The organism is Tolypothrix sp. PCC 7601 (assembly GCF_025677855.1).
Taxonomy (GTDB): Bacteria; Cyanobacteriota; Cyanobacteriia; order Cyanobacteriales; family Nostocaceae; genus Aulosira; species Aulosira diplosiphon.
This window is the reverse complement of sequence record NZ_CP064880.1, coordinates 59,568-84,564: the sequence shown is the minus strand read 5'-3', so window position 1 is coordinate 84,564 and position 24,997 is coordinate 59,568. Positions and strand designations below refer to the sequence as shown.

Annotated in this window: 29 protein-coding genes; 27 read left to right on the top strand and 2 right to left on the bottom strand. The window is 39.2% G+C overall.

The window, feature by feature from the left end; all coding sequences use genetic code 11:
• The first annotated feature begins 2 nt into the window (after positions 1-2).
• From HG267_RS36960 to HG267_RS36940, 5 genes are all read left to right on the top strand, one after another.
• Positions 3-203: a hypothetical protein gene (locus HG267_RS36960; RefSeq protein WP_045873826.1), complete on the top strand. Its 201-nt coding sequence runs from the start codon at positions 3-5 to the stop codon at positions 201-203.
• 73 nt (positions 204-276) lie between these two features.
• Positions 277-1,695, top strand: coding sequence for a DUF6884 domain-containing protein (locus HG267_RS36955; RefSeq protein WP_045873827.1), 1,419 nt, complete (start codon positions 277-279; stop codon positions 1,693-1,695).
• Between the two features lie 28 nt (positions 1,696-1,723).
• A complete protein-coding gene (locus HG267_RS36950) occupies positions 1,724-2,566 on the top strand; it encodes a hypothetical protein (RefSeq protein ID WP_045873828.1) in 843 nt (280 codons plus the stop codon).
• Between the two features lie 364 nt (positions 2,567-2,930).
• Positions 2,931-3,386 (top strand): hypothetical protein, encoded by a 456-nt coding sequence (locus HG267_RS36945; RefSeq protein ID WP_045873829.1) that lies wholly within the window; start codon positions 2,931-2,933, stop codon positions 3,384-3,386.
• Between the two features lie 2 nt (positions 3,387-3,388).
• The gene (locus HG267_RS36940; protein ID WP_228045067.1) at positions 3,389-4,216 is read left to right on the top strand and encodes a hypothetical protein; all 828 of its coding nucleotides are present in this window, start codon (positions 3,389-3,391) and stop codon (positions 4,214-4,216) included.
• 152 nt (positions 4,217-4,368) lie between these two features.
• Here HG267_RS36940 and HG267_RS36935 read toward each other — a convergent pair whose 3' ends face one another.
• Both HG267_RS36935 and HG267_RS36930 read right to left on the bottom strand, forming a co-directional pair.
• The gene (locus HG267_RS36935) at positions 4,369-4,752 is read right to left on the bottom strand and encodes a nuclear transport factor 2 family protein (RefSeq protein ID WP_045873831.1); all 384 of its coding nucleotides are present in this window, start codon (positions 4,750-4,752) and stop codon (positions 4,369-4,371) included.
• Between the two features lie 231 nt (positions 4,753-4,983).
• On the bottom strand, positions 4,984-5,397 hold the full coding sequence (locus tag HG267_RS36930) for a hypothetical protein (protein WP_045873832.1): 414 nt from the start codon (positions 5,395-5,397) through the stop codon (positions 4,984-4,986).
• A gap of 35 nt (positions 5,398-5,432) precedes the next feature.
• Here HG267_RS36930 and HG267_RS36925 point away from each other — a divergent pair, with 35 nt between their 5' ends.
• From HG267_RS36925 to dnaX, 22 genes are all read left to right on the top strand, one after another.
• Positions 5,433-5,675 carry a hypothetical protein gene (locus tag HG267_RS36925; protein ID WP_045873833.1) on the top strand — a complete coding sequence of 81 codons (243 nt, stop codon included), beginning with the start codon at positions 5,433-5,435 and terminating at the stop codon, positions 5,673-5,675.
• 63 nt (positions 5,676-5,738) lie between these two features.
• Positions 5,739-6,929 carry a bifunctional 5,10-methylenetetrahydrofolate dehydrogenase/5,10-methenyltetrahydrofolate cyclohydrolase gene (locus HG267_RS36920; RefSeq protein WP_045873834.1) on the top strand — a complete coding sequence of 397 codons (1,191 nt, stop codon included), beginning with the start codon at positions 5,739-5,741 and terminating at the stop codon, positions 6,927-6,929.
• Positions 6,926-7,759 (top strand): glycosyltransferase family 2 protein, encoded by an 834-nt coding sequence (locus tag HG267_RS36915; RefSeq protein WP_071846708.1) that lies wholly within the window; start codon positions 6,926-6,928, stop codon positions 7,757-7,759. The genes HG267_RS36920 and HG267_RS36915 overlap by 4 nt, the downstream gene beginning before the upstream one ends.
• A gap of 94 nt (positions 7,760-7,853) precedes the next feature.
• Positions 7,854-10,574 (top strand): DEAD/DEAH box helicase, encoded by a 2,721-nt coding sequence (locus HG267_RS36910; RefSeq protein WP_045873835.1) that lies wholly within the window; start codon positions 7,854-7,856, stop codon positions 10,572-10,574.
• Positions 10,575-10,674: 100 nt separating this feature from the next.
• The gene (locus tag HG267_RS36905) at positions 10,675-11,421 is read left to right on the top strand and encodes a hypothetical protein (RefSeq protein ID WP_045873836.1); all 747 of its coding nucleotides are present in this window, start codon (positions 10,675-10,677) and stop codon (positions 11,419-11,421) included.
• 28 nt (positions 11,422-11,449) lie between these two features.
• Complete coding sequence (locus tag HG267_RS36900) at positions 11,450-11,665, top strand: hypothetical protein (protein WP_045873837.1); 216 nt, start codon at positions 11,450-11,452, stop codon at positions 11,663-11,665.
• A gap of 214 nt (positions 11,666-11,879) precedes the next feature.
• The gene (locus HG267_RS36895) at positions 11,880-13,172 is read left to right on the top strand and encodes an ISKra4 family transposase (RefSeq protein ID WP_081584134.1); all 1,293 of its coding nucleotides are present in this window, start codon (positions 11,880-11,882) and stop codon (positions 13,170-13,172) included.
• A gap of 40 nt (positions 13,173-13,212) precedes the next feature.
• Positions 13,213-13,602 (top strand): hypothetical protein, encoded by a 390-nt coding sequence (locus HG267_RS36890; protein WP_045873620.1) that lies wholly within the window; start codon positions 13,213-13,215, stop codon positions 13,600-13,602.
• 118 nt (positions 13,603-13,720) lie between these two features.
• Positions 13,721-14,653, top strand: coding sequence for a bifunctional DNA primase/polymerase (locus HG267_RS36885; protein WP_045873684.1), 933 nt, complete (start codon positions 13,721-13,723; stop codon positions 14,651-14,653).
• Positions 14,654-14,655: 2 nt separating this feature from the next.
• A complete protein-coding gene (locus HG267_RS36880; protein ID WP_045873685.1) occupies positions 14,656-15,138 on the top strand; it encodes a hypothetical protein in 483 nt (160 codons plus the stop codon).
• Between the two features lie 5 nt (positions 15,139-15,143).
• A complete protein-coding gene (locus HG267_RS36875) occupies positions 15,144-15,566 on the top strand; it encodes a hypothetical protein (protein WP_045873686.1) in 423 nt (140 codons plus the stop codon).
• Between the two features lie 43 nt (positions 15,567-15,609).
• Positions 15,610-16,338, top strand: coding sequence for a hypothetical protein (locus HG267_RS36870; RefSeq protein ID WP_045873687.1), 729 nt, complete (start codon positions 15,610-15,612; stop codon positions 16,336-16,338).
• Positions 16,335-17,057, top strand: a complete 723-nt coding sequence (locus HG267_RS36865) for a prokaryotic E2 ligase family D protein (RefSeq protein ID WP_045873688.1) — start codon at positions 16,335-16,337, stop codon at positions 17,055-17,057. The genes HG267_RS36870 and HG267_RS36865 overlap by 4 nt, the downstream gene beginning before the upstream one ends.
• A 2-nt stretch (positions 17,058-17,059) precedes the next feature.
• A complete protein-coding gene (locus tag HG267_RS36860; protein WP_045873689.1) occupies positions 17,060-17,656 on the top strand; it encodes a Mov34/MPN/PAD-1 family protein in 597 nt (198 codons plus the stop codon).
• Positions 17,644-18,501, top strand: coding sequence for a ThiF family adenylyltransferase (locus HG267_RS36855; protein ID WP_045873690.1), 858 nt, complete (start codon positions 17,644-17,646; stop codon positions 18,499-18,501). The genes HG267_RS36860 and HG267_RS36855 overlap by 13 nt, the downstream gene beginning before the upstream one ends.
• Before the next feature lie 44 nt (positions 18,502-18,545).
• A complete protein-coding gene (locus HG267_RS36850) occupies positions 18,546-19,229 on the top strand; it encodes a hypothetical protein (RefSeq protein ID WP_045873691.1) in 684 nt (227 codons plus the stop codon).
• Positions 19,226-19,576 carry a hypothetical protein gene (locus HG267_RS36845; RefSeq protein WP_045873692.1) on the top strand — a complete coding sequence of 117 codons (351 nt, stop codon included), beginning with the start codon at positions 19,226-19,228 and terminating at the stop codon, positions 19,574-19,576. Before HG267_RS36850 ends, HG267_RS36845 begins: the two co-directional genes overlap by 4 nt.
• Positions 19,536-20,591, top strand: a complete 1,056-nt coding sequence (locus HG267_RS36840) for a type I restriction-modification system subunit M (protein WP_045873693.1) — start codon at positions 19,536-19,538, stop codon at positions 20,589-20,591. Before HG267_RS36845 ends, HG267_RS36840 begins: the two co-directional genes overlap by 41 nt.
• Positions 20,592-20,811: 220 nt before the next feature.
• Positions 20,812-21,099 (top strand): hypothetical protein, encoded by a 288-nt coding sequence (locus HG267_RS36835; protein WP_045873695.1) that lies wholly within the window; start codon positions 20,812-20,814, stop codon positions 21,097-21,099.
• A 111-nt stretch (positions 21,100-21,210) separates the two neighbouring features.
• Positions 21,211-22,203: a DUF5895 domain-containing protein gene (locus HG267_RS36830; protein WP_081584137.1), complete on the top strand. Its 993-nt coding sequence runs from the start codon at positions 21,211-21,213 to the stop codon at positions 22,201-22,203.
• Between the two features lie 79 nt (positions 22,204-22,282).
• Positions 22,283-23,617 carry a DNA polymerase III subunit beta gene (dnaN, locus tag HG267_RS36825; RefSeq protein WP_045873696.1) on the top strand — a complete coding sequence of 445 codons (1,335 nt, stop codon included), beginning with the start codon at positions 22,283-22,285 and terminating at the stop codon, positions 23,615-23,617.
• Between the two features lie 64 nt (positions 23,618-23,681).
• Complete coding sequence (gene dnaX, locus HG267_RS36820; RefSeq protein ID WP_045873697.1) at positions 23,682-24,971, top strand: DNA polymerase III subunit gamma/tau; 1,290 nt, start codon at positions 23,682-23,684, stop codon at positions 24,969-24,971.
• The last annotated feature ends 26 nt before the right edge of the window (positions 24,972-24,997 follow it).

The following is a 24,997-nucleotide window of genomic DNA, read 5'->3' as shown; positions in this document are numbered from 1 at the left end:
ATATGATTCAAGATTTTCAACTTAACCCTAGCTTCAATATTTACTTTGATGGCATGGAGTATCATGCCAAGATCCACTTTGATGATGCTTTTGAAACTGAAGCAGAAGGAATTGCAGCAAGTGATATTAGCACTCTTGCTACTAAAATCTATAATCGTTGGCGGCAGTATCTTCTAAGTATTGCAAATAAATACAGAAAGTAATTGAACAATTAGCCCTCTCCAAGCAGAGGGTTAAATTAACGAATAAAATTCAAAATTTGCTCATTTAAATACTATGAAAGTAGGTTTCTATCCAGTACTAGGTAAGAGCGATTTTGTCAGAAACAAGGGTGAAAAAATCCCGATTTGGCAGTTGCTTGAGTATCAGCCTGCGGGCTGGCTATACTCACTCGCTACAAAAGCAGAAATTGTTCCAGATAGTCTGATTATTCATGACTGCGGATCGTTTAACTACCGCGACCAAGATATTCCTACTCTCAACGGTAAATATGTTGATGCCCACTGGTCTATTCATAGATATCGAGAACGTTCAAAAGTTGGCGATATTATTGTTTGTCCTGACCATTTACTTGTAGGGGAAAATATTAGAGAACGGCAAGAATATAACCTTCAACAAGCAAAAACATTTATCCAACTTGCTAAAACTTATCTTCCCAACAGAATACCCCTAGCAGTCATCCACGGGCAGTCTCTTAGTGAACGCCTCGAAGTAGCTAAATATCTTCTGGGACTAGGATACTGCCATCTTGGCATCGGTGGGCTTGTTCCCCAGGCGAGGGAGTATTCAACTAACTTGCACATTATCAAAACACTCACTGAGGTTGTGCGTTCACGAAGTGACTCGGAACGAGTATCGCCGTTCGCGAAGCGTGTCCGACAGGACAAGGCGGGCGTTTCGCCATCGCACAGCGACTCCGCAGGAGTATTGCACGAGCCAAATGTTCATCTACACGTTTTTGGACTATGTTCGCCCCAGTATGCCAAAGCTTTTACTCAGATGGGATTATCCTTTGATGGTTCAACTTTTATCCGAGAAGGACTAGGCGGTGGGATGTTCGTCAGCAATGAGGAAAAATTAATTCGGATGCCAGCCTACTGCACGCCAAAGTGCAACTGTCATGTTTGCAGGGTTCTCAATCGACATAGGATTGACCCTCGGCTAACAAACAAAGGACGGACGCATATTATGGGAAGAATCGCCCACAACCTCAATCTGGCGATCGCCACCTACAGAAAGTTCACTCCCAAGGAAAAAATCTACCTGGTTGCTGGATGTGGCAAGCAGCTTCCCTACTCTGCTGCCGCCAAAGATTTATATTGTTCGCAGCACTTTCAAGCTTGCCGTCGCTACGTAGAAGAAAAAGAATCAAGATGGTATATCCTGTCACCTTTACATCAAGTTCTTAACCCAGAAACAATCATCAAGCCCTACGATAAATCCCCCTATTCCTTATCTCATCAGGAACGTATACTATGGGCGGAACAAGTAGCAGAAAACCTCATACAAGTTGCGTCTTTAGAAATAGAGTTTGTATTCTTGACGGGCAAGCTTTACAGACAGGAGGTAACACCCATTTTACAAGCGAAGGGATACGAGACAAAAGTACCCATGCAGCACCTAGCCATTGGACAGCAACTTGCTTGGATAAAGAAAGAACTGAAGCAAGAAAAACAACTTGTTTTAAATATTTAACCCAGCAGTAATAACACCAAAATGATTTATGGAGACTACAAAGCGAATAATTAATATAAGTGAAAAATTCGGTAGTTGGACTGTATTAGAAAAACAAGGAAAGCAAGTATTATGTAAGTGTGATTGTGGAATTCAGAAACTTGTCTACAGTCACACTCTCACCAATGGTCGCTCAACTAACTGCGGTTGTAAGAAAAGAAAAGAATCTATCCCAGCTGGTGCAAATTTTGGGAGACTAAAAGTTATATCTGATGTAGAAGTTAAGGGGAAAAGGGGTGAACTACTCCTCCTTACCTTATGCAGATGCGGAACCCAAAAATATGTTAGTAAAAATAGCTTAAAAAGAGGGCTTACACAAAGTTGCGGATGTTTGCAACGGGACAGCCTCAAGACCGATAAAACTATCCACGGTCACTGCAAAAGCCACGAGTATAACTCCTGGTTACACATCAAGCGCATCTGCTATAACAAGAACCACCATCAGTACAAATATCATGGTGGGTGCGGAATTGAAGTTGATGCATCCTGGCGTGATAACTTTACCCAATTTCTAAAAGATATGGGATTAGCACCTGAAGGAACAGTTATATCTCGTATTGATCAAGAGAGTGACTTTGCCCCTGGTAATTGTCTGTGGATACCCAGAAAAGAACATTATCGTCAAATACATGTATTAAGAAGAAAAGAATTTTTTATTTCTCAAACTTTACCCAAACCAGTCGTTACCAATAGTGAGATTCATGTTTCACCAAACGTTGTTCGAGCAATCATCAAAGATCATGCAAATGGTGAAGCCAACATGAATAAACTTGCTACACAATATAAAATCAGCACTCAAGACGCAATAAATATTATCCTTCACCACGTTTAACTATCAATTTAGTTTTAATAAAAGTGCGCCATCAATTAAAAACGCGCACTTTTTATTTTACAGTAATTATTTAGTTTTAAAACATACATCAAATTAGTAGATTAATTACCACAATTGTTACACACATCAGCAAGGTAGACATTGATTATAAGTGATTTAAGAAATAATCACTAATACCTAAAGTGTTGTACCTGAGTATAAAGTTTACTGCAATGAATAATATTTGCAATTTGAGACCAAGTATTCATACAAATATATGCGAAATCATTGTTCAGTAGACAAAGTAACTAAAATTTTTACCACAGACGAAGTTATTAATTAGCTGAACAAGCAAAGCCTCAAATCAAAATTATAAAACTTGCACATGATAATACACAACGGCTCTTATATCTGGTTTCATGCAGGACAAACTGCTAGATGGGGAACTATAAATGGGATTAAAGCATTGCCATACCTAATGATTGCATACCAAATCGACGGACAATGGTACAGTGACCCCTATTTTTCACAATCTAAAAATTTAGAAGATAAACCAGTAATCCCTATAAGTTCAGCAATTATTCATATACCAAAAATAACAGTTGAGTTACAACCAATTGTTCAATTATGTGCTGGATTTAGGAACAAAAGAATTCATGGTCTTTGGGTGGTTAATGCTCCCGATCAGGTATTGAAACATATATTAGAGTGCAGCCAATGGGACAGTATATCACTCAAGCAACTACTAGCAACTTTGCACGAATTAATTCTTTATGGCTATGAAGTCAAAATACTTCCCGCCAAAAAGGAAACCATATCCGCTATCGAATGGATGGAATAATAATGAATAATAGCAACCAACAACTCACACTTTACTATCCTTGTGTAGTTCAGATTTTAGATCAGTTTGTACAGACAATATCAGTTGAGTTTTGGATACAGAATCCAATAAACAAAAAATGGAATCTAATACCATTTAAAAATGGTGATATCAGTATCTCGAATTATACAGATGCGACAACATCACAGATAATGAAATATCTTAATGAAGAATATCCGTCTATAGAAGATTTTTTACGAGCGAAAAAAGAGGAAGGTGTAGACTATCCCATTCGACATAAAAGAACTTATCTTACAGTTAAGGGTGCTGCATCTCACAAACTATTCTGGGTATGGACAAATCCTCAGACTAATAAAATTGAACGCATTCATTGGCATCCTTTAGCTATAAAATCAAAGACAAGTGAAGATGACCAAACTGACTACTCAAATCTAACTCCAGTCAAGATTGTAAATGGAAAATTAATTACACTTGAAAAAGACAATTTACCATCAAATAGAGCAGCTTTTTCAGAGTTTATTGCAGACAGAGAAGAAAACCTCCGCCTTGCACTTGAAGCCCTGAAATCACCCAATCCTGATGCCGCACTCGAACTACTGGCCATCATGGAAGAAATATCCAAAGACTGCTTCTACGCCAGTTGGATTATGGGCAATGGATACAATTTAGAATCAATTCTTAAATCATGGGATGGCACTAGTAACGTTAGCTACGGTAGTGGGGAAATCACTTATGAACAATTAGCACTAATGCGCGTTCTTTGTGAATTATCTCAAGGTTGGTGGTTTTGGGATGAAGATAACGACACTGGGGTAATTTTCCAAAGTTAAACTTACAGGGGAATCGCCTGATTGTTGGGGCTGGGAGTCTTGCGATCGCTGTACACGATTGGGAATGCGCTTACGATTAACAGTAGCGCATTTTTATACTCAATATACAGAAAAAGGCCGCCCGCTGATGGCTGTTCGCTCTTTGCGTGTAGTTAGGTCTTTGGGGTGGACGATGGAAGCCTGTCCACTTCCATAGCTTGAATCAAGCCGTGTTCAAGGGTAAATCGATGGACTACGTGCTCATCGGCAATAACTGCGTAAGCCTTGTCACGCACGACCTGATGCACATCGACCAAAATCCGCCCGCCCTCCTCCAAGTAAAAGGAAATCGGCTCAACGTGCGGATCGATCTCGCTCCATTGCTCCGTCCAGTAAGCGCGAACTTCTTCAGGCCCACGGACAAAACCGCCTTTGAACGCTCTCGGCCAAACCACGTCCGGAGTCATGAGGGCAAGGGCAGCGTCAATGTCTCGCGCGTTGAAGGCTGCGTACGCTGCACGGAGCAGTTCGATTTCTGGTGCTCTTTGATCTGACATAAGCGGTATGGCGAACCAGATGCACTAAGGACTAATCTAATAATTTATTGTATAGAGTTTAGCTGAAGCTTTTTTTATCGACACTATCATGCCTGATGTCAGGTTTATTTCGAGGATTTCCTGTTTTTAATTCTTCTATTGTAAGGAAGGTTGTTTTATACCCACATTCCGCACTTCAAAATGAATTATCTATATTTTCAATCAAAATTCCTAATAATGTTCAGGTCATACTTACAATTCCATATCGCAATTCCGAGTTGGAGAAAATTGATATTGCCTTTGTCTTGCAGCCGCTATTTCAAAAGAGGTATCAAATTCCGTAACCTTTGTTCCAAGTTTTAATTCCTCGTATAAAGGCACACCATCACCGTCATTGTCACTAAGAAGAATCTTGGTCATGATATGAGCCGGGGCAACTTGCGCGAGGCGATTTACTACATTAGCAACAAACTCGTTAGATGCTTCGCAGCCATTAAGATATCTAATCAAAGCATCAGCAGTAGCCTCAGTCATCTTAGCTGGATTTTTTACCCACGCTTCCAGAATAAAGTCATCGTAAATAGCTTTCTCGCTATCAGTAAAATTTTCCTTGCAAGCTTGTTGGATAATGAATTCAGCCTGCTGTTGTTGATTTAAAATTGTCATAGTGGTTTTTAGATATTGTTAAAGGAGTAACAGATATGACACATTATGTTTGCGATTTATATGGCAATACAAACTGGAATCTTCCAATAGAAGAAGTCACTGCTAGAACATTCAATACAGAACAAGAAGCCGAACAATGGTTCAAAGATAAGTGTTCTGGTAACAGTATTGAATTTAGTGGCTTCCATGACACTGAACGCTACGTCACCAACTGGGTTTCCTGCGACGGTAAAGAAGTTGGTGAAATCACTAAACGCCCTAGTTCCAATGAATTCTAATTAGGAATTCAGAAGATTGTTTGTACCAGACAATTTTCTCCATCAAATTTAACTCCACATTAAATGACACTCATAGACGGACAATTAATACGAGAACACGTAAAGCAAGAATGTCAAAAATACAAATCCATTTTTCAAGCATCTCAAAAAGAAGTAGCAATCATCAGATTTGAGGCTTCAGAAAATGCCAGCAACGGACTAAGAGCTAGATACGAAGCAGCCAGAATCTCAGCAGAACAAAAAGTAGCAACATTCAACGCTATTGGCATTACTCCCAATTATATTGTGCTGTCACCCAATATTGCAGTAGAGCAATTTGACCACATTATCCAATCTATTAATGAAAACAGCAAGGTAACTGCTGCTATTGTTCAATACCCAATTCCAGCTAAGTTTACAAGTTCAATTGGGCTATTAGAACCACAAAAAGATATAGATATCGTCCGCAGACAAAGTAACAATTTCTTTGAAAGTTGTGCTACTGCTGAAGGAATCGCCAGAATTGTTGAATCCTATGCACAAAGGGATTCCAATGTTGCAGTTGTCGGCGGAGGTGGTTTTGTAGGTAATGGTGTCATCAAATATTTAGAAGCCAGTAGAATCAGCTGTTTCTGTTTGGAAGACGGCGATGACTTGAGTAGAACTCAAGCAGCTGACATTGTGGTATCTGTCACTGGAAGACAAGGAATTTTCACTCCTTATGTACTCCCCTCTCATCGCTTGATTGTCGATGGTGGCTTCACACCTACTGCTTCTGGTGCTGCTGGCGATGTAGATCGCAGTGCTTACAGCATCCCCCAGAACATTACGCCCGTCCCTGGAGGTGTTGGGCCGATAGAAATGGCAATTTTAGCAGAACGTTTGATAAAAATGGATTTGGGCGTAGAACTTGGGAAATGGAACTACCAGCAATTACAGCAAGAACAAATGCAACGCGCTACTATAATTGCCCCCATAGCTAGAGTGTTCTTCGCACAACAAGCAACTGCCTACCCTCAATCCATTCGCACAGAGAGAGAAAACCTATTTGTCTTGGAAGGCAGTAACTACCAGATCCGCTTCAATAGCACCACGCAAAGTTTGATTGTTGCCAGAACCAATGAAAAGCTAACGTTAATTCGGCTATCTCTTGCAAGTAATCAAATTGAAACCGCTAGAGGTATAACAAACGAGGACGTAACAAGATGGCAACAAATTCAAGCTGCGATCAATTCAACAACAACGCAATCAAATGATAGAGGTATGGAGCTTTGAAATTATCAATCATCACTGCAACATACAATAGACCTGTGCAGCTTGCATCTACTGCACTGCCAAGCATTCAAAGTCAAACTGACCGCAATTTTGAATGGCTCGTCATCAATGATGGCGCTAATCCTGACACCAGAGATATTATCACTAGCATTAGGGCAAAAGCTGATTTCCCTATCATCTACATTGAAATGGAACACCCTGAACCGAGCAGTGGCTTTGGCTTGTGCTACGCCCGTAACTTGGGACTAAATGCAGCTGGTGGTGACATTATTTCATACCTGGACGATGACAACAGCATTGCTCCTGAATTTGTTGGCTCAATGCGGCAGTACTTTAAACAACATCCCAATATTCGATATAGCATAGCAAGACAGCAGCGCCGCCGCGATGTCATCCGCAATGGTAATGTTATTCGCCAAGGAAAGCCGTTTGTTTCACCTAGCAATTGCTGCTCCTTACAGCAGCTTTTATGGCAACAAGAGATATTCGACAGCAATGGTTTCGTCCACTACCGAAACAATGCTCCTAGATGGAACCCCCAGTTTCAAGTATTCGCAGACTACGAGTATTTGCTGCAATCTGCTTGCATCTGGGGTGAAAGTGGCTTTGGTTTCAATGACAGCATTCTTGTTAACTATATCCAGTCTTCTACTGGTATTATTGGTAGTTCTAATTACGAGCAGTGGACAACTGAGCTATCGCTAATTGTCACTAATCAAGCTAACTATTCCATCCTTAAAGGCAGTATTGTTGAACGCTTAGAACAGCTTGTAGATAGTTATAGTACCAAGGCACAAATTTCATCAACGCCAAAAGCATTTGCGTTCTGACAATATAAAGCAGAGCATCAATAGTATGGCAATAACCAAAACCACTACTTTGGACTAACGCCTACCTGCTAAAACAGCAAGTAGGTATCTTTTTATGAACCAGCCTGAATGGTTAGAAGCAAACAAGCAGGTTTATTCCAAAGAACATGGTGTTATCCATATCGCCGCCATTATTGAGAAAAACCTTTACTTTAAAAAGGGTAGTTTAAACCAAATTATTTTTGACTGGGAGCATGAGGTAAATAGCAGTAACTTATTACCTCTAAACCAAGCACCAACAGGTAAAAGCATTCTCTACCAAGAGGTAGCTGCTATACTTGATGGCTCTGGAAAACTACAAAGCTGTGAAGTAATTCCTGCTCAAGAAGCTAAACTTTATCCTATCCCAGATGATATTCATCCTCTAGTTAAACTAGCTTTAAGTAAGTCAGGAATCAGTCAATTATATTCTCATCAAGTGGAGGCATGGCAAGCTTACAAAAAAGGAGAAGATATAATTCTCCAGACTCCTACCAGCAGTGGTAAAAGTATCTCTTTTCTAATTCCAATCGTTCACGAGTGCTTAAAAGGTAAATCAGCTTTAGTATTCTTTAACTTGAAAGCACTGGCATTTGACCAGGTAGAGAAAATACGTTCCTTTGTTAGCCACTTAGATGAAAATATTCGCCCCCAAATTCTCAATATTAATGGTGATATTCCTCCCCAAGAGCGCAAACAACTTTACAGCAATCAACCCTCAATTTTATGCGTGACTCCTGATGTATGGAACCACGAGCTAAACAACTACCAATTCGATTCAAACTGGGGATTTAGAGAAACAATCAGAAAACTTTCAATCATTGTCTGTGACGAAATGCACTTTTATCAAGGCATATTTGGTTCGCATTTTGCACTACTTAATCGGCGAACTCAACTTATGATAGAATCTGTCGGCAATGATATTTCAAAATTACAGTACATCTTTGCTTCTGCAACAATTAGTAACAGCAGCGAAATTGCCCAGAAGATATCTAATCGAGAAGAACAAAGTAATCTTGCTATTATTGACCAAAGTGGGGCAAAACGCTCGGAAATTACTTTTATTAGCCTCAAACCACGGAATAATACACTTTACCAAACTGCCCAAGTCGCAGCTATGCTCGTAAGTAAAGGCATAGTCGGGATTTGTTTCTGCGATAGTAGGGAACTGGTTAAGGTTTTAACTAATGCCATCCGTAAAGCTTTAATCGAGATGCAACTGCCCCACCTGGGAGAAACCATCTCAGCATTTTATGGAAGCATGAAGGCAAATCAGCGTAACAAAATTATTGCAGATATACAAAGCGGGAAGGTCAAGTTCATTATATCTACCAGTGCTTTGGAGGCGGGTCTAGATATTGGGTGTATTGATGCAACTATCGTACATAGTTACCCCGGCTCAATTCTTGCCTTTCGCCAAAGGGCAGGACGTGCGGGGAGGCAGCAAGCAGGACTATTGGTGTTTATTCCGTCGAAAAGGTCGATTATGGATTCTTACTACGCCAATTACCCAGAACGCCTTTTATCCGATCCTCCAGAAATTATTAACTTTAACCACAATTATGAAACCACTTTGGAGCAGCACATTCTCGCCTGTTGCAAAGAAAGTAAGCCGACACAAGCTCAAATTGCCCGACATTTTGGTAGTTCTGGTAATGCGATCGCCCGACAGTTAATCGGTGATAATCAACTGATATTCAGCTACAATCAAAGACTGACAACTAATCGAAATCTCGGTTATGTCCACTCAAAAATTAAAGTTAGAGGCAACACCGATCAAAACATCAGTTATATCAATCAAGATAGCGCAGAAGAGTTTGAGGAAAGTTCGGCATCTTCTGCACTAAGAGAAGTTTACCCTGGTGCTATATATCTTGCTCAAGACTTTGATGGCAACCCCGTACAGTATAAATCACAAGAGCTAAATTTAACCGAAGGGAAAGCAATTCTCAAGCCAATTGAAACAACCAATTTATTTAGTCGTCCTGAAGGAAGCCTAAATTTCGAGGAAATCAAAATTGTCGGGGAAGCCAAAATTATCAATCTTCCCCAAGGGGCTGCTAGATTTACACCTGTTTCAGCCAAAATCAAAGAAGAAATTTATGGCTACAACTTGTACAGGCTGGAACAAAAATGGACTTGCACTAATAACAGATGTCGCAACTTCAATTTAAACTTACCTGGACACTTACAAACTTGCCCTGCTTGTAAAACCCAACTGATTGAACGAGAATTTGTCGAACTATTGGAGGAAAATAAATACGAAGAATCACTTGCTCTTAACTATAATACATTCTGCGTCAGGGTTGAAATTAACGCTGATGCACGAAAATATTTTTCAGTTTTGGTCAAAAATCACAGAAAAGAAATACTTAATAAACAGAAATATATTACCAATGAGGAGAAACAACTATTTGAAAGCAATGAAACCCAAATTTGCGTTCATACTCTCGCTCATCACCTTATACTCAGTTTACCACTTGTTGAACATGGAGCAAACAGTCGAGATATAGATTTCATGTTAGTAGAAGTGCCGTCTAATACTAAGATAGTTGGCTATTTCTTTGATACTTGTGAACATGGTACAGGTATGTGCGATACCCTCATCAAGTATTTAGAGACTGCCTTTATTAAGGCAAAGTTTCTAGTCGATAATTGTCCTTGTAAATACGGCTGTTCTTCTTGTACAACAATTCAACGCTGTCCTGATGATAACGAAGCACTGTTTAAATCAGTTGGGCTATCTCTACTAAAGGAAATAATCAATCCAACAGAGACAAGAACTATTAATCAATAGTTAAGATAATCCTATCCAGCTTGGGTAGGATTATTTTTTTAGTAATTCAACCACATACATCGCTTACGCACAAGATTGATGAAAGTTTTGAGAATAAGCGATGTACGTCGAACTATTAGCTGATTCACATCCAAACCCTAAAAAATTTCAAATTATTCACGCACCATCATTTTTACTTACAGAAACAAATTTTCAAATAGGAGATTTTGTCGAGTCGAACAATATTGATTTTATTATCAATCATGCTGTTAATCTAGGGTATCAGGTAAAAATATCCCATCCTAAAACCCAACAATATAATAAATATCCTCTTCCCAAAATCAGTGATGAACTAGCCGATTTGATAATTAATTATCCATCAGACTTAACACTACGAACTAATGGGATGGTTTTTGAACAAAGGGCATATTTAATGTCTAAGGTTTACGATGAAGTGTGCCAAAATCTTGAATCAAAAGCTCTTTTAAGAGAAGCAGAGTATTGGCTGATAAATTACGCACGAGAAGTAATTGCCAAACAATGTCATTACTTACCAGATATATTAATGAAATTAGATAACCCAACTGTGAGAGCAATGGCAATAGATACACTCATGCTCTGGCAACCAGATTGGAACAAAGCTATCTCTCAATATAGAGGAAGTAGATTTGAGGCTGGCAATAATGAGTTTGAGGTTATCAGCTACTATCAAAATCAAAAAAAGAAGGGTAGGGAGGGGATAATGGTACTGTGCAAGGTAACAAAAACTATGAATAAACATCTTGAATTTCCCACCTTTCCTTGCAATGCAAACTGTACTCTTGGGACTTATCAAGTCGAAAATGCACTTAACCAAAGGTTAGGTTAAAACATAATCATTATCTGAAATATTAATCATGGACGAGCAACAAATCAACTATTTCATAACAGGTATTTGTACGTTTCACTGGAATGCTGATTTTCATAAATTCTGTCAAGTTTGCAACTTTGACCCTAACCACACCTATTCAAAAGAGAAATGGCAGCAGTGGCAACAATTTGTATCCGGTATTAAAGCGTTTGACCAAAATACACTTGTTAAGCTAGTTGAAGCTGGCCATCAATTAGCATGACAGTCATAATCTCAAACCACTACGGTTACTAACGCACCAGTGCATGAATTATCGAAATAATTAGCCACATGAATTCATGCACGCCCAAATCCGTCATTTGGTATCTTCGCTTGACAACCTACCCGAAGAAGGGTGAACGAAAAAAGGTGTGGGAGAGTAGTTAGCGGATTTAATACGCTAACATAGCTCTTGATGCGATGCAACCAAACTACCCATGAACAACCTCCAATCAATTCTGTCTCACATTCATGACACACTCAATTCCTTACCGGAGTGGAACCATTTAGAAGAATTTGTGCGCGAATTCTACAGTATGTGGCTAAAATTAGGGAACGAGGTGCAAAAAAGCTTATTTCAAGCCAAAATAGAAGAAAAAGAAGCCCAATACTCACATCCGAGAACTAAACGAGAAAAAAGATATTACACTCCATTAGGTGAAATGGTTCTTGTACGTAGAGCTTACGTTACAAGAGATGGTATTAAGGTCAAGGTTGATGAAGAGTTAGGTCTACCAAAAGATAAATGGCTACCAATGGTATTAGAATTAGCCTGCGCTTTGGGAATCAGTAGTGAGTTTCCTAACTCTCACTCCTTGTTTCAAAAATGGACAACGTTAGAGTTAGCAGAAAAAACTTTAGCTAATCAAGTAGAAAAAATCGGAAATGAACTACAAACACAAGAGTTCGATGGAGAATGTTTGCCAGACACTTCTTCAGAGTTTGAAGTCCCTAATTTAGAGGATGAGCCACCAGATTTATTATATGTGGGAGTTGATGGAGTCATGACTCCCTTGAATCAAAAACAAGGATATAAAGAAGCAAAAGTTGGTGTAATTTTCTGGAGTAAAGACCATCAAAAAGTTGGTAAAAAAAGAGGTGTGATCCGGGAAAGGGAATATGTAGCTACTTTAAAATCGCGGAGAGAATTTAGGGATAGAGTCTCCCATTTATATCATCAAGTAGCTCTTACAAAACCCACAAAAACTGTAGTGATTGGTGATGGCGCACATTGGATTTGGTCGATGGCATCAGAACAATTTCCAGGTTCGGTGGAAATTCTCGACTTTTTTCATCTCTCAGAATATGTGTGGTCAGTGGCGAAAGCCGCTTATCCGAATAAAGAAGACACTCAAAAAGATTGGGTGAAAACCCAACAACAATTACTGAAGAAATCTGAATGGACTACAGTAATTGAAAATTGTCATCAATTCCCAAAAAAGAAGAAAGATTTAACCAAAGCAATTACCGATTTAGAGCGTTATTTAACTAATAATCAAAGTCGAATTGATTATCGCTCTTATTTAAAAGCTGGTTTAATGATTGGTTCAGGAGTTGTTGAAAGTTCTAATCGGCGTGTGGTTACACAAAGATTAAAACAAGCAGGTATGCATTGGTCTTTTTTTGGAGCCGAAGGAGTTATGGCTCTTAGGGCAGCATATTTAAGTTCTTCTGAGCGATGGTCAAATTTTTGGTCATCCTTATCTTACAATCAAATTAAGTTAGTGTAAGATTCACGCTAACCTTGGACTTTTAAGCTTGTATTTAATAGTGGTCAAAACAAGAGAACAGAGTCTTTCAGATTTAGCACACAGAGTAGAACTTTTAATTGCCAAAAGAGAAGAAATCAACCAAGAAATCTCTACTCTTAACAAGAGTGATGTAGCTTTTTCTGGTTGTTGGATTGTTCGTTACCGCGCCAAAGGTAAGGGCGGAGCTTATTGGTATTACAAGTGGCAATCAGGATCACCTATCTTTGTTACCAAAAATGGTAATAAAAGTTGTCATCAATATATTGGTAAAGCAGGTAGTCCAGCTTTCTTAAAAGCAGTTGAGATGATGAAAAATCGGACAAAAATCGAAGCGTTAAACCAGGTGCTTCATACACTAGAGCTAGGACTCAATGACCTAGTTGAAGAAGCGGCAAGATTTCAAAAATAATTCATATCGAAGTAAGAGTTAACATCTACATCAGTCAGAGCTTAGTTAGCGTAAATGATACGCTAACTCGTTTTTTCTTCCCCACACTTTTTTTCGTTCACCCCCCGAAGAATGGCGAATCGTTCCTACTTTTGGTAAACGTCCTCTAGGGAAAGAATGGGAAAAAAATACTTACTCTCCCAAAGAACTACAAACTGAACTCGTCCGCCGTCGGCTAAAATTTTGGACAAATAACAGATTTATTACCCCCACTGGTGTAGCCTTGGTTTGCGGTTTCAATCATCCTCAAGGGTACTTAGTAGCTATTGACTGCGATGGGGAAACATCCTGGCGACAAATCATCCAAATTAACGAACACCTAGAACCAAAAGAACTTAACCTGCTAACACCCATCAGCAAAACTTCTACAGAATCGTTATGCGATCGCGCTCAAAAATACCTTCCTCCCACAATTGCATTTACCTCTGGGAGGAAATATCGCAGCCAACGCTTATACCTCATCCCAAATTCAAAAGCTTGGGAAGTAAAGTCTCGCAAAATCAAAACTGGGAAGGACGAACACCTGGAGTTCCGAGGCAAAAACCTAGCCTCAATTCTTCCCCCGTCCTTTCACCCAGAAGGTAGAAATTACAGATGGCTTCCCGGCTGTAGTCCATCTGAACGCCAAATAGAAATAGCTCCCGACTGGGTAATTGCCCAAATGCTTGCCAAACAGGAGAAAACAAGAAAGTTTAACCTACCCAAAGAAAAATATAACCACAGATATGGGGTAGGCAGGTACGCTCATTTAATTCCCTCAATAGAAACCAATATTCAAACCGCACTTGTACTACTCGAAGTCATCCACCCTCGGTTTGCAGATGATTACCATTCGTGGATTCAAGTCGGGATGGCACTTCATAGTGTTAGTCCCATTTTATTTAAGGCATGGGACACCTGGAGCCAACTTTCTCCTAAGTACAAACCAGGCGAATGCGCCTACAAATGGCAGTCTTTTAACAAGACAGGTATCACCATCCGCACCTTATTTAGATTAGCTAATCTCTCTTAATCATGAGCAATCAAACATCACCTGACGAGAATGCAACTGGCTTTGAACATAACTATAGCAGTAAAGATTTTAATCCTGATATTCAGGACAATCTAAATTTAGAAAAAACATTAGATGAATCAGTAAATACTGAAGTTATAAGTCAAGATTCATCTAGCGGGATAACTTTTACCAAAACCGCCATAATAACAATTCAGTTAACACCAAATTCAGAAAAAGCAATTGTCTCAATTGGAATTCAAGATGCACCTCCGATTATTAAGATAATTAACTTAACTGAGATAACATCTCAGCCTATCATAAATAACTGGCTAAATGATTTAGAAAAATCTCTTCCACAAATGTTAAATATCTACAAACAAAGGATGGAAAAGCAGACTAAAGTTCAGAATCGACAGGAACAATCCAGACAAGTACAAAAGCGTAACCTACCTGAAGATAAAGATAAAAAACCTGCGCCTAATAACCAACTGTCACTATTTTAATTATCATGAAGTACATTGCTATTATCGAAGGGCAAGAAATTCCTCTTGATGAGGCGCTCGCCCAGGATGACAATACACTCAAAACAGCGATTAGCGTCTACTTTCCAGAGTATGCTAATGCCGAAATTGAACGACAAACAACTGATGATACAGTTTCAATTCGTTTGGTAAAAAAGGCAGGTACTAAGGGAAATAAATTTAGAGAATTGAAAAACTGTTTTGAAGAAATAAATCCTGCACTAAAGTTAGGATGGCAGATAAAGCTTTTAGAGATAAACAGTCAAATTACTCTTGAAAGTTTAATTACTTTACAACCTGAGATAGATAAAGCTATCAAGCTCGGTCAATCTTGGGAAACCTATAGCGAAAAAGTTGCTCAAAGCCTTAAACAGCAACCTGCTATTACGAGTAAATATCCTGTAGTTTAATCACAAATTTATGGCCGCTATAATTCGTAGCGGCTGATTAATTATGCTTGGCAACATCCACTCATTCAAAATACCCATTACTTGTATAACAGCAATTAATTATCTAGAAAATCTTTCCGAACGAGTAAATATTTTAAGCCTGTATCAAAAATTATTTCCAGAAAAATGGTTAGAATCAACTATTCCTATTAATAAACAATCACATCCATCAAGTGCTTACCTAGATAGAGAAATTGAATTTATTAACCTAGTGAATGAAAATCTATTCCCAGTAGAATATATCGATGAAATCGAGTTTAATTCTGAACGTGATAGTATTCTAGTTTCGCCACAAAGACTTGAGTGGTGGAATGAAGATTTTGAAGAACTGGTATACTCGGAGAAGTTCCTACTGTCATTGATGGGGCAAGGGTACAATATCAGCCAATGGAAACTAAATTTTGGTTTTACTCCTGACTACATTGCTCCAGCAGAAGAAATTTATTTCGAGAAATTCGTAAAGCTGTGTCGTCGTTACAAAAGTCCCCTGCAATATTTAGATATAGCCATACGAATTATAGATTACTCAACTGAAAATATTTGGCTAGATATTACGTGTGAAACAAGCGATTGGCTGGACTGGACTTATGAGAATATCGTATTTCTCGCTCAAAAGTGGCGAGAAGCCGTCTCGATGATGGAGAAATCAAATGAGGTTAGCCATTTGTTAGAAACATCTCTTTCTGCTCGAAAAGTAGCAGTGAAAATTTGGAATCAAGCATCAAAAGCATGAATGTAGACACAAATATATTACCAATAATTAACTTAGAAAATGTCTCCCAAATCCTGCTGGCCAATATTCCACAAGATGATTTACTAGGGCAGTTAATTATCCTCAAAGGACAGTTTATTTTAGTCGAACGTGAAGGCAAAGAGTCTAAATACAAATTCCTGTCTCCTGAAGCAGTAGAGAAAGCCTTCACAAGTAAAACTGCCGCATCTGGATGGCTTTCTAGCAACACAATTTGGTGGGGTAAAAATCCAGAGGGAGAGGCCATTATTCAGTTTTATTCTCCCCAAAAATATCAAATTCAAATTATGGGACAGGAATTTGAAGTAATTACTGTACCAATGCCTGCATTCTTATTTGCTGGATGCGGTAGTAGATATTACCTGTGGGCAGTTAAAGGCAGGGTATTTAAACCAGACGCACAACTGTACAAGCCTCCTTTACCTAATATTTGGGACGACTCTAGTATTTGCTTTGGGGGAAATTCTCTCAGTATGTGCAGTGCTGCAACCATAAGCCAAGTTTGGGATCTGTTCTGGAAATCACCTTTTAACAAGGACTTATCTCAAGGCAAGTCAAAAACTCATCCTGATAATATCTGCAATCAACTAATCAAATTACACGAATCTAAAGCTAAATTCTACCCTTCAAATGACCTTGTTCCCGTTCATAGCTGGAAAGTCACAACCCCAGAAGACATTATCAATCATTTGTTCAGTTAACAATGAATCCCTTTATCGGTTATCACCTCGCTACAAGTAACAACTTTCCTCCTTACAGTCAAAAACTCCAGGAATACTGGCTGGCAGCAAATGGGCTTTTCTTGCGATCGCATCGCCGCGAGTTAGAGGTTTGCTTGCAACTAACTCAAACTCAAGTCGCTGGACTCCAACCCCTTGAACCCTACTTCCGTCTGAAAGTCCCAAAAGTTCCTTGCCAAGCGATCGCCGAGATTATCAATGCTGTTAGTATCAACCCCCAACAGGAAATCCTATTCTACTTGGGAGTGACAAACAACCAATGGTGGTGTCACACTCCACTGCAAACTGCGTCCTCTACTCACGTCTTATCTTTAGAAAGCGCACTCGATAAAAGCTATACAGATTGCTTAGTGGAAATGCACAGTCATGGAACTCTAGCTGCTTATCCATCAAGTGCAGATAATCAAGAAGAAAAAGGCAAATTTCGAGTGTTCGCGATTATTGGCACACTGAATACGATTCCCACAATCTATACCCGAATCGGGATATACAATCACTTTTTCGACATCAACCCCAATCAAATATTTGAACTGCCGCCACAGGTAAAATGCTTGAATTAACTACTTACCAACAAGCTTTACCCGTCTTACCTCGCAATCATACTCGTATCAACTTCGTCTTAGTAGGAGTAGGAGGAACAGGCGGGTTTCTTGCAGAAGATTTATGTCGAATTATTCTGCAACTCCAGCACACTAGAAAAGAAATTAACTTTGCGATCGTCGATGGTGATATTGTCGAACTCAAAAATATCAGCCGCCAAAATTATCAACAAGCTGAAATTGGGCTACCAAAGGCAGAAACACTGGCTGCAAGATGCAGTGCTAAGTATGGAATAGAGATTACAGCCGTTTGCGACTGGTTTGAAGAAGACATGATTCGCACGGCCAGTTGGTGGAATACCCTAACGGTAATCATTGGCTGTGTAGATAACAGCACAGCCAGGAGCAAAATTCACTCTGTTCTTAAAATCAACAGTGCAAATGAGCCAGCATCTCTATTTTGGCTGGATTGTGGAAACAGCAACTACTCTGGACAAGTAGTAATTGGAACGCACTCTAATTTTGATATAGTCCAAGCTTCCAATAACCCAGACAAACCTCAATTCTGGTTGCATCTTCCCTCCCCGGTGCTGGTTCACCCAGAATTGCTAGTTCCTCAGCCAGAAGAACTTAGCGACAACAACCTTTCATGTGCAGAAATCCAAGCACGGAATTATCAATCACTATTCGTCAATAAAATGACGAGTGCGATCGCAGCCCAGTATCTACTAGAATTAACCCTCACTGGGGGGTTGAAAAAGTTCGCTAGTTATTTTGACCTCAAAGCAATGTCAACTAAAAGTTTATATACAAGCATCGATCAACTCAAAAAATACTATATTCCACAAACAAATTACCACAAATAGCTTACGCATATATATCCCAAAAACTAAATTTGGGATATATTTTTATGAATCGATTTAATCACAAAACACTTGAGCTAGTCGAACAGAATCCAGAATATTTATCAACGATAAGTTATCGTAATCTAACTATCAAAAGTGAATCTGAAGTTGCTGGTGGTCAGTTTCACCTCATTATGCAACAAATTGGGTTAGGGCTACCAGTCGAAGCTTTATTGAAGGCATACCCCCAAATTAATAACTGGGTCGATAAGGTAAAACCTTTTCTAAATATTCCTGGCAACAAACAATGGAACGCCCAACTTCAATATTTATACCACGATATTCTTCTCTACAGCGAGTGCGACCTCATTATCTATGGTGAAAATCAAGTAGTTGGGTTTGACTGGACTATTCAAAAACCTCCTAAATTTGAAATTCTTGAGAGTAAATGGCAAACTCAACTGAGGTTATTTCTCCTATACGAACAAACTGGAATACCATTAGAGCAAATTAGCCTGGTTTACTTGTTCGTTAACACTGATAGTATTTACCAGTTTACTTATTCTGAAGATAAACATTTAAATTTCAAAGCCCGGCTAGAAGAAACACTCGCGCCTTTTGTAAAAGACGATAAAGAGAAAAAACTTTTAACCCACAAAATGACCCCTCAAGAAGCACATGATAAATGGCTAGCAAAAGAAATATCAACTATGGAATATTTAGCAGCAATTCCTGAAGTTGAGATATGAATCCAACAGAATTAAATATCACCAAAATCGAACTCACTCCTAACAGTGGTTGGACGCTCAATATTCTCTCGCGTCGGGTAGCAACGATTACCGACCCCCTGGGAAACAGAAAAACCAGCTACTTCGGGTTCGATACCAAAGAACAAGCCGAAAAGTTTAGAAATTGGCTTGTCAGAAAAAACAAATGTAGTAGTGCAGTTATCCGTCACTCAGAACGATTAGCTACTGAATGGGAGGTAAAAGCTTGGAATGTTCCAACCTCCCTAATTCTTGAATGCGCCGTCAAAGATTTAAAGGAATCAAGCAATGCAACTATCTCTACTAAATCTACCCTACAACGAGAATAATTCACCCTTAGCAGATATTTTCAATATTCCTCATTTAGAAAAAGCAGAAGCCCTTCGTAATTTAGCTGCTTCAATGCAGCCAACAATCGACCAAAAGAAAAATCCTGCTATTGGAAATCAAAGGGTAACAAAGCATCGTAAAACTATAGCTCAAGGAATAATCCAAGAAGGACTTGAACTTGAGATTATCCAGTCTTGGTTATTTGCGATCGCACAAATGTGGGAAGTAGGAAATATCCCACCAATACTACGCGGTATATCTCACAAATCGCAAGTAGAAGTCCTATTTAGAATTTCCCAAATGGGAGAAACAATTCAGAAAGTCCAAGAAAAATTGGCAGGCGAATATTACCAAGACTGGGTAAAGTCTTTAAGTCGCGCCGGATTACATACACCAAGCGAAATCATATCCGCAATAACAGAAATTCAACAGGTAGTAAAACCTGAAGCAATTAATACTACTAAGGAACAACTCAATAGGCTTGAGTTAGAAATTATTGGGATGAAAGATGGAGATTTCTTCCCTACTCCTAAACCAGTCTGTCAACGGCTTGTTCAACTGGCAGATATTAAACCAAATTGGCAAATTTTAGAGCCTAGTGCAGGTAGTGGAAATATTGCTGAGTATATCACTAATACCTACCCTAATGTTCAACTAGAAGTGGTTGAGATTAATTACGATTTACAACAAATTCTAGAACTCAAAGGATTTAATATCGTAGGGAAAAACTTTCTGGAGTTTAACCCCAGTCATTTATACAATGCCTGTATCATGAATCCTCCATTTTGTGAACTTGTCCAACATATATATCAGGCTTGGAAGTTACTCATAACGGGTGGCGTATTAGTTTCAGTCATACCTGAATCAGTTTTCTTTAATCGTAAGTACAAAACCTTCAAAAACTGGCTAATAGCCAATAATAGCTATGTAGAAATGGTAGATAAAGATGCCTTTTTAAGTTCAAATAACCCTACAAACGTAGCCACCAGAATCATTAAACTCATTAAACCATAGTGTACTACAAGCGCATGGCATACTGCCAAATTGATAAAACTAAATATGTCACGTATATTTTCCCTATATGGGGACAATATATGAGATACAAAATCCTTACACAGCAAGAGTTAGAAGTAGCACTAAATAAGTGCAAGCTTGCTGGTTGGAATGTCAGTAATATCACCAAACTTAGTAATAAAATGCTTGAAATCAAACCCCAACGAACAAGGAGATAAATATGACAATTGAAACTATTGCTTCTTATAGATTTATTCCTGGTAAAGACAGTCAAATAACTAGTTATGGATCTCCTGAAGAACAAACAGTCGCAATTCATAATTCAAGCATGGCATCTGTGTCACTGACTTTCACAACTGAAAACACATCTGTTCTTAGACAAATTATCATCAGTGTTCAGCAAATATACCAGATACTTATAAATACTAAAACTGAAATTATTCAGGAAGATAATTGCATTGACAGCTTTACAGGCTTAAGGGGAGAGTGTGATGAAAAGTCTATCTAAATAACTAAGTATCAATCAATCTTTTAAGTCGTCTTAATAACAGACGACTTTGATTTTTTACAACGACTTTTTGCTTTACGCATTAAATATTGATTTCCATTAATTAAAATTATGCCAAAAAGTCAAACAAAGCCTACTAATTCTGCTACTGAAGAAAGCACAGTATCCCAGTCTGAATCCTCTGAACAAACAGTTCAGAATAATACAAACATACAAAAGCGTAAATTAGCTATTTCTAAATTTGCAAATCCTGAGTACAATGCGCCGATTAGTAATATCTGCATCTGCCAAGTAATCAATCACATGGAAGCAGAAAAAGTCGGATTGTTTATCAAAGATAAATACTTAGCAGCTATTAACTGGCAAGGACAAGAACCTACACACAAGCACACTTTCTCTAGTGGCACGCCAGAAATGGGAGTATTGCTGCAATCGCCCAGGATGCACATTCTTGATGTTTCTCCCAGATATATTGAGCAACGCGATGATGGCAAAATTGTAGGAGTGTACGAATCACCTGATGGGTACGAAATGTACCAAGCACTTGGCAAAGATGCCGCAGTATTGAGACGGTTTTATTTGTTGCAGCTTGTTGATGAAAATAATCATAACCTGCACTCAGTACCAATTGTCTTATCAATCAAAGGCGTTGCATCATCAAAATTTGGCGAGGCTTATAAACAGTTCCAACGCGAACTAGAGGTTGCATTCGCACGATTTACTGATAAAACTGTCGCTGAAAAACGTGCAGAGTTTCATCGTCTCGGTGTATTTCAACCCACCTTTACACCATCTCTTGAACCTAAAGAAGCAGTCAATCAAAGAGATAAATCTTGGGTAGCAGTTGTCACTTCTTATAAATCACCAAATCCTGATGGAAGTGATTTTCTCGAATTCTTCTCAGAAGAGAAAGAAATCGATATCCAAACAACAATGCAGGCAAATCCTGAATTCTCTCACCGCATCGGTAAAACATCAACTGTTGTAGCAGAACATAATCGCCTGGTAGGTGCAGCTGATATGCCAGTAGCAGCACTTCCTCCTAGTACAGCAGGTCAGACTTATACAGCATACAGTACTGAAATGGAAGAATTGCCTTACTGAAACAACTATCTCATGTAACCGAAAAGGGTGCTAGAAATAGCGCCCGTTCAAACATCATCTACTAAAAGCAAAGTAACAAATGAAACTAAACATTGAACAAGCTAAACTCGCAGAAATTCTAGAAACCGCTTATCTCGCAATTAGTCCTAAGCCTACTGACCCAATTTTAGGAAATATCTTACTGATAGCAAATGAAGATGGGATAGTATCAGCAACAGGAACAAACCTCAACCTCACAATTCATACTACAACGACCGCAAATGTGGAAACGTCAGGTCAGGTAGCACTACCAGCCAAACTATTAACTGACACTATTAACAATGTCAGAGGAGAAATTACCTTAGAGGTAGAAAACCAAGCCTGCATAATTACTCACAATAGCGGTAAATGCCGTCTGATTGGCGGAAAACCTGACGAGTTTCCAACTCTTCCCAAGGGAGAAAATCCAATAGAAGTAAATTTAAGTGCCAAGAAACTCCAAGCTGCACTTGAAGGGACACTCTATTGCACCAATGGTGACGAAACAAAGTTAGTTTTAACTGGTGTCAACTTCAAAATTGATACTAATAAGTGGCAAGCTGCTAGTACAAATGGTCACAAATTAGCACTAGTCACAGGAATACTTGATAGCGAATATTCTGACCCAATTGACTTTACTGTTCCAGGTAAGTCACTTAGCGAGTTAAACAAAATTCTCTCTCAAAGTGCCGATACAAGCGTGTGCAATATTCTTCTATCAAATAAAACTATTGAGTTTAGTCTTCCTCACACAAAAGTCATTTCCCGACTTTTAGAGGGAGAATACCCCAAAATCAATAGTTTGATTCCCAGAACATTTGAGTATGAATTTACATTAGAACGCAAGGGATTTGAGAGCGCACTGAAGCGGGTAAGTTATCTAGCCGAACGCAAGCAAAAGGTTGTCAAAATTCTCTGGGAATTGGAAGCTACACAGGCAACACTTTACACCGAAGCTACTGATATCGGGGATGCAGTTGACTCGGTACTGATGAAACCAGCAACTAGTCATTCAGAAAACATCAGTATTGGATTAAATATCGACTACCTTATCGAAGGATTGAAGCACATCAGTACTGATGAAATCGTGGTGCGGTGTAACAAACCTACGCAACCAGTCATTATCTGCCCAATGGGAGGACTGCTCAATCAGCTGTATCTGGTAATGCCTGTAGAAATTAAGCAGGGGTTTGAAAAGGTAAATAACCAAAGTACAAAGACAGAAGCCAGCACTCAACCTGAGCCTAGCACTGAAGAAGTAACAGATATAGCGCAGGCAACAAATGATAGTGACAATTCTGAAACAGAAATACAATCTTTAGTAGCAAAAGATACTACTAAAGGTAAGTCAACCTCACGCTCGTCACGAACGAAAAAAGAAGCCGCGACTGCTTAAAAATTAAACTCCTTATCAGTGCAGTTGGTAAGGAGTAAATAAAACACTTTTAATCATCAAAACTATGTACCAACCACTACATCTCAAATACCGTCCCCAGACTCTTAGTGAAGTTATTGGGCAAGAACATATTGTTCGCACTCTTATAAATGCGATCGCTCTCCAAAAGATTGCACCTGCTTACCTATTTAGTGGCCCCAAAGGTACGGGCAAAACCAGTACCGCCCGCATCATCGCTAAATCTCTTAACTGTCAGTCAAGCAATGAGCCGACAACTAAACCCTGTGGAGAATGCAATTCATGCAAGGGAATTACAGCATCTTCTTCTGTTGATGTAACCGAACTGGATGCAGCAAGCAATAGTGGAGTAGAACTGATCCGAGAGCTTATATCCACTACCCAGTTTGCACCAGTGGAAGGTAGATTCAAGATATTCATTATTGATGAATGTCATGCCCTAAGTAGCCAATCGTGGCAAGCACTCCTCAAAACTATTGAAAGCCCTCCCCGTCATGTAGTATTTATCTTCTGCACAACCGAGTTACACAAAGTTCCAGAAACCATTGTCTCCCGTTGCCAAAAGTTTGACTTTAAGAGAGTTCCTGTCTCGCTAGTTGCAAGCTACCTAGAACAAATATCTCACCAAGAAAGTATCAACATTGCGCTATCAGCAGTTACCACCGTAGCTAAAGCAAACAAGGGACATCTGCGTGACTCACTCAAACTACTAGATCAGCTAACCTTACTAGGTGAAGAGGAAATTACCTCTAATTGGGTTTGGGAACTATCAGGCACTATTCCCGAATACGATCTACTCACCGCCTGTGAAAATATCATCAAAGGAGAAATTACGGGCAATTTAGGCATCCTTCAAGATTGGATTGAATCTGGTAAACAGCCAACTGCCATTCATACAAGTCTTGTCAGTTTCCTCAAAGACTTACTTGTGTGCAAAACTAATCCTAATGGCAGACATCTTACACAGCTAGAAGAGGACACCTGGGAGGAATTAGTAGGTATCTCGCAGTTGTGGAATATCGACCAGATCCAAAATGCGATCGCAATCTTAATGGCACGCCAAAATCTCATGCGGGATGAAGACGCGCACCTTTGGTTAGAAGCTACACTTATCGAGATAGTTCCAACCACAAAGGTTAATCCTCAATCCCAACCCTGGAAAGATTGGAAAACTGCCCAAGATGCGATTAACTGGGGCAAGGAACAGTTACCCCACTTAACACAAGCGCAGTTACAAGAACACTGGCAAAAGCTGACACCTATTAATGGTAAAAAGGCACCTGCTTGGGTAGAAGCTGTCCAAAAGCTGCAACAAAAACAATTACAGCAAGCTTAACTGTAAACAGGGTTATACATAGTTAT

What these genes read in the sequence shown, in the direction of transcription:
- HG267_RS36945 (WP_045873829.1), top strand. Translation starts at nt 2,931, where the DNA reads ATGATAATACACAACGGCTCTTATATCTGGTTTCATGCAGGACAAACT.
- HG267_RS36875 (WP_045873686.1), top strand. Translation starts at nt 15,144, where the DNA reads ATGAAGTACATTGCTATTATCGAAGGGCAAGAAATTCCTCTTGATGAG.
- HG267_RS36940 (WP_228045067.1), top strand. Translation starts at nt 3,389, where the DNA reads ATGAATAATAGCAACCAACAACTCACACTTTACTATCCTTGTGTAGTT.
- HG267_RS36840 (WP_045873693.1), top strand. Translation starts at nt 19,536, where the DNA reads ATGCAACTATCTCTACTAAATCTACCCTACAACGAGAATAATTCACCC.
- HG267_RS36880 (WP_045873685.1), top strand. Translation starts at nt 14,656, where the DNA reads ATGAGCAATCAAACATCACCTGACGAGAATGCAACTGGCTTTGAACAT.
- HG267_RS36955 (WP_045873827.1), top strand. Translation starts at nt 277, where the DNA reads ATGAAAGTAGGTTTCTATCCAGTACTAGGTAAGAGCGATTTTGTCAGA.
- HG267_RS36850 (WP_045873691.1), top strand. Translation starts at nt 18,546, where the DNA reads ATGAATCGATTTAATCACAAAACACTTGAGCTAGTCGAACAGAATCCA.
- HG267_RS36860 (WP_045873689.1), top strand. Translation starts at nt 17,060, where the DNA reads ATGAATCCCTTTATCGGTTATCACCTCGCTACAAGTAACAACTTTCCT.
- HG267_RS36920 (WP_045873834.1), top strand. Translation starts at nt 5,739, where the DNA reads ATGACACTCATAGACGGACAATTAATACGAGAACACGTAAAGCAAGAA.
- HG267_RS36845 (WP_045873692.1), top strand. Translation starts at nt 19,226, where the DNA reads ATGAATCCAACAGAATTAAATATCACCAAAATCGAACTCACTCCTAAC.
- HG267_RS36855 (WP_045873690.1), top strand. Translation starts at nt 17,644, where the DNA reads ATGCTTGAATTAACTACTTACCAACAAGCTTTACCCGTCTTACCTCGC.
- HG267_RS36910 (WP_045873835.1), top strand. Translation starts at nt 7,854, where the DNA reads ATGAACCAGCCTGAATGGTTAGAAGCAAACAAGCAGGTTTATTCCAAA.
- HG267_RS36905 (WP_045873836.1), top strand. Translation starts at nt 10,675, where the DNA reads ATGTACGTCGAACTATTAGCTGATTCACATCCAAACCCTAAAAAATTT.
- HG267_RS36895 (WP_081584134.1), top strand. Translation starts at nt 11,880, where the DNA reads ATGAACAACCTCCAATCAATTCTGTCTCACATTCATGACACACTCAAT.
- dnaN (WP_045873696.1), top strand. Translation starts at nt 22,283, where the DNA reads ATGAAACTAAACATTGAACAAGCTAAACTCGCAGAAATTCTAGAAACC.
- HG267_RS36870 (WP_045873687.1), top strand. Translation starts at nt 15,610, where the DNA reads ATGCTTGGCAACATCCACTCATTCAAAATACCCATTACTTGTATAACA.
- HG267_RS36950 (WP_045873828.1), top strand. Translation starts at nt 1,724, where the DNA reads ATGGAGACTACAAAGCGAATAATTAATATAAGTGAAAAATTCGGTAGT.
- dnaX (WP_045873697.1), top strand. Translation starts at nt 23,682, where the DNA reads ATGTACCAACCACTACATCTCAAATACCGTCCCCAGACTCTTAGTGAA.
- HG267_RS36930 (WP_045873832.1), bottom strand. Translation starts at nt 5,397, where the DNA reads ATGACAATTTTAAATCAACAACAGCAGGCTGAATTCATTATCCAACAA.
- HG267_RS36935 (WP_045873831.1), bottom strand. Translation starts at nt 4,752, where the DNA reads ATGTCAGATCAAAGAGCACCAGAAATCGAACTGCTCCGTGCAGCGTAC.
- HG267_RS36835 (WP_045873695.1), top strand. Translation starts at nt 20,812, where the DNA reads ATGACAATTGAAACTATTGCTTCTTATAGATTTATTCCTGGTAAAGAC.
- HG267_RS36925 (WP_045873833.1), top strand. Translation starts at nt 5,433, where the DNA reads ATGACACATTATGTTTGCGATTTATATGGCAATACAAACTGGAATCTT.
- HG267_RS36960 (WP_045873826.1), top strand. Translation starts at nt 3, where the DNA reads ATGATTCAAGATTTTCAACTTAACCCTAGCTTCAATATTTACTTTGAT.
- HG267_RS36865 (WP_045873688.1), top strand. Translation starts at nt 16,335, where the DNA reads ATGAATGTAGACACAAATATATTACCAATAATTAACTTAGAAAATGTC.
- HG267_RS36830 (WP_081584137.1), top strand. Translation starts at nt 21,211, where the DNA reads ATGCCAAAAAGTCAAACAAAGCCTACTAATTCTGCTACTGAAGAAAGC.
- HG267_RS36900 (WP_045873837.1), top strand. Translation starts at nt 11,450, where the DNA reads ATGGACGAGCAACAAATCAACTATTTCATAACAGGTATTTGTACGTTT.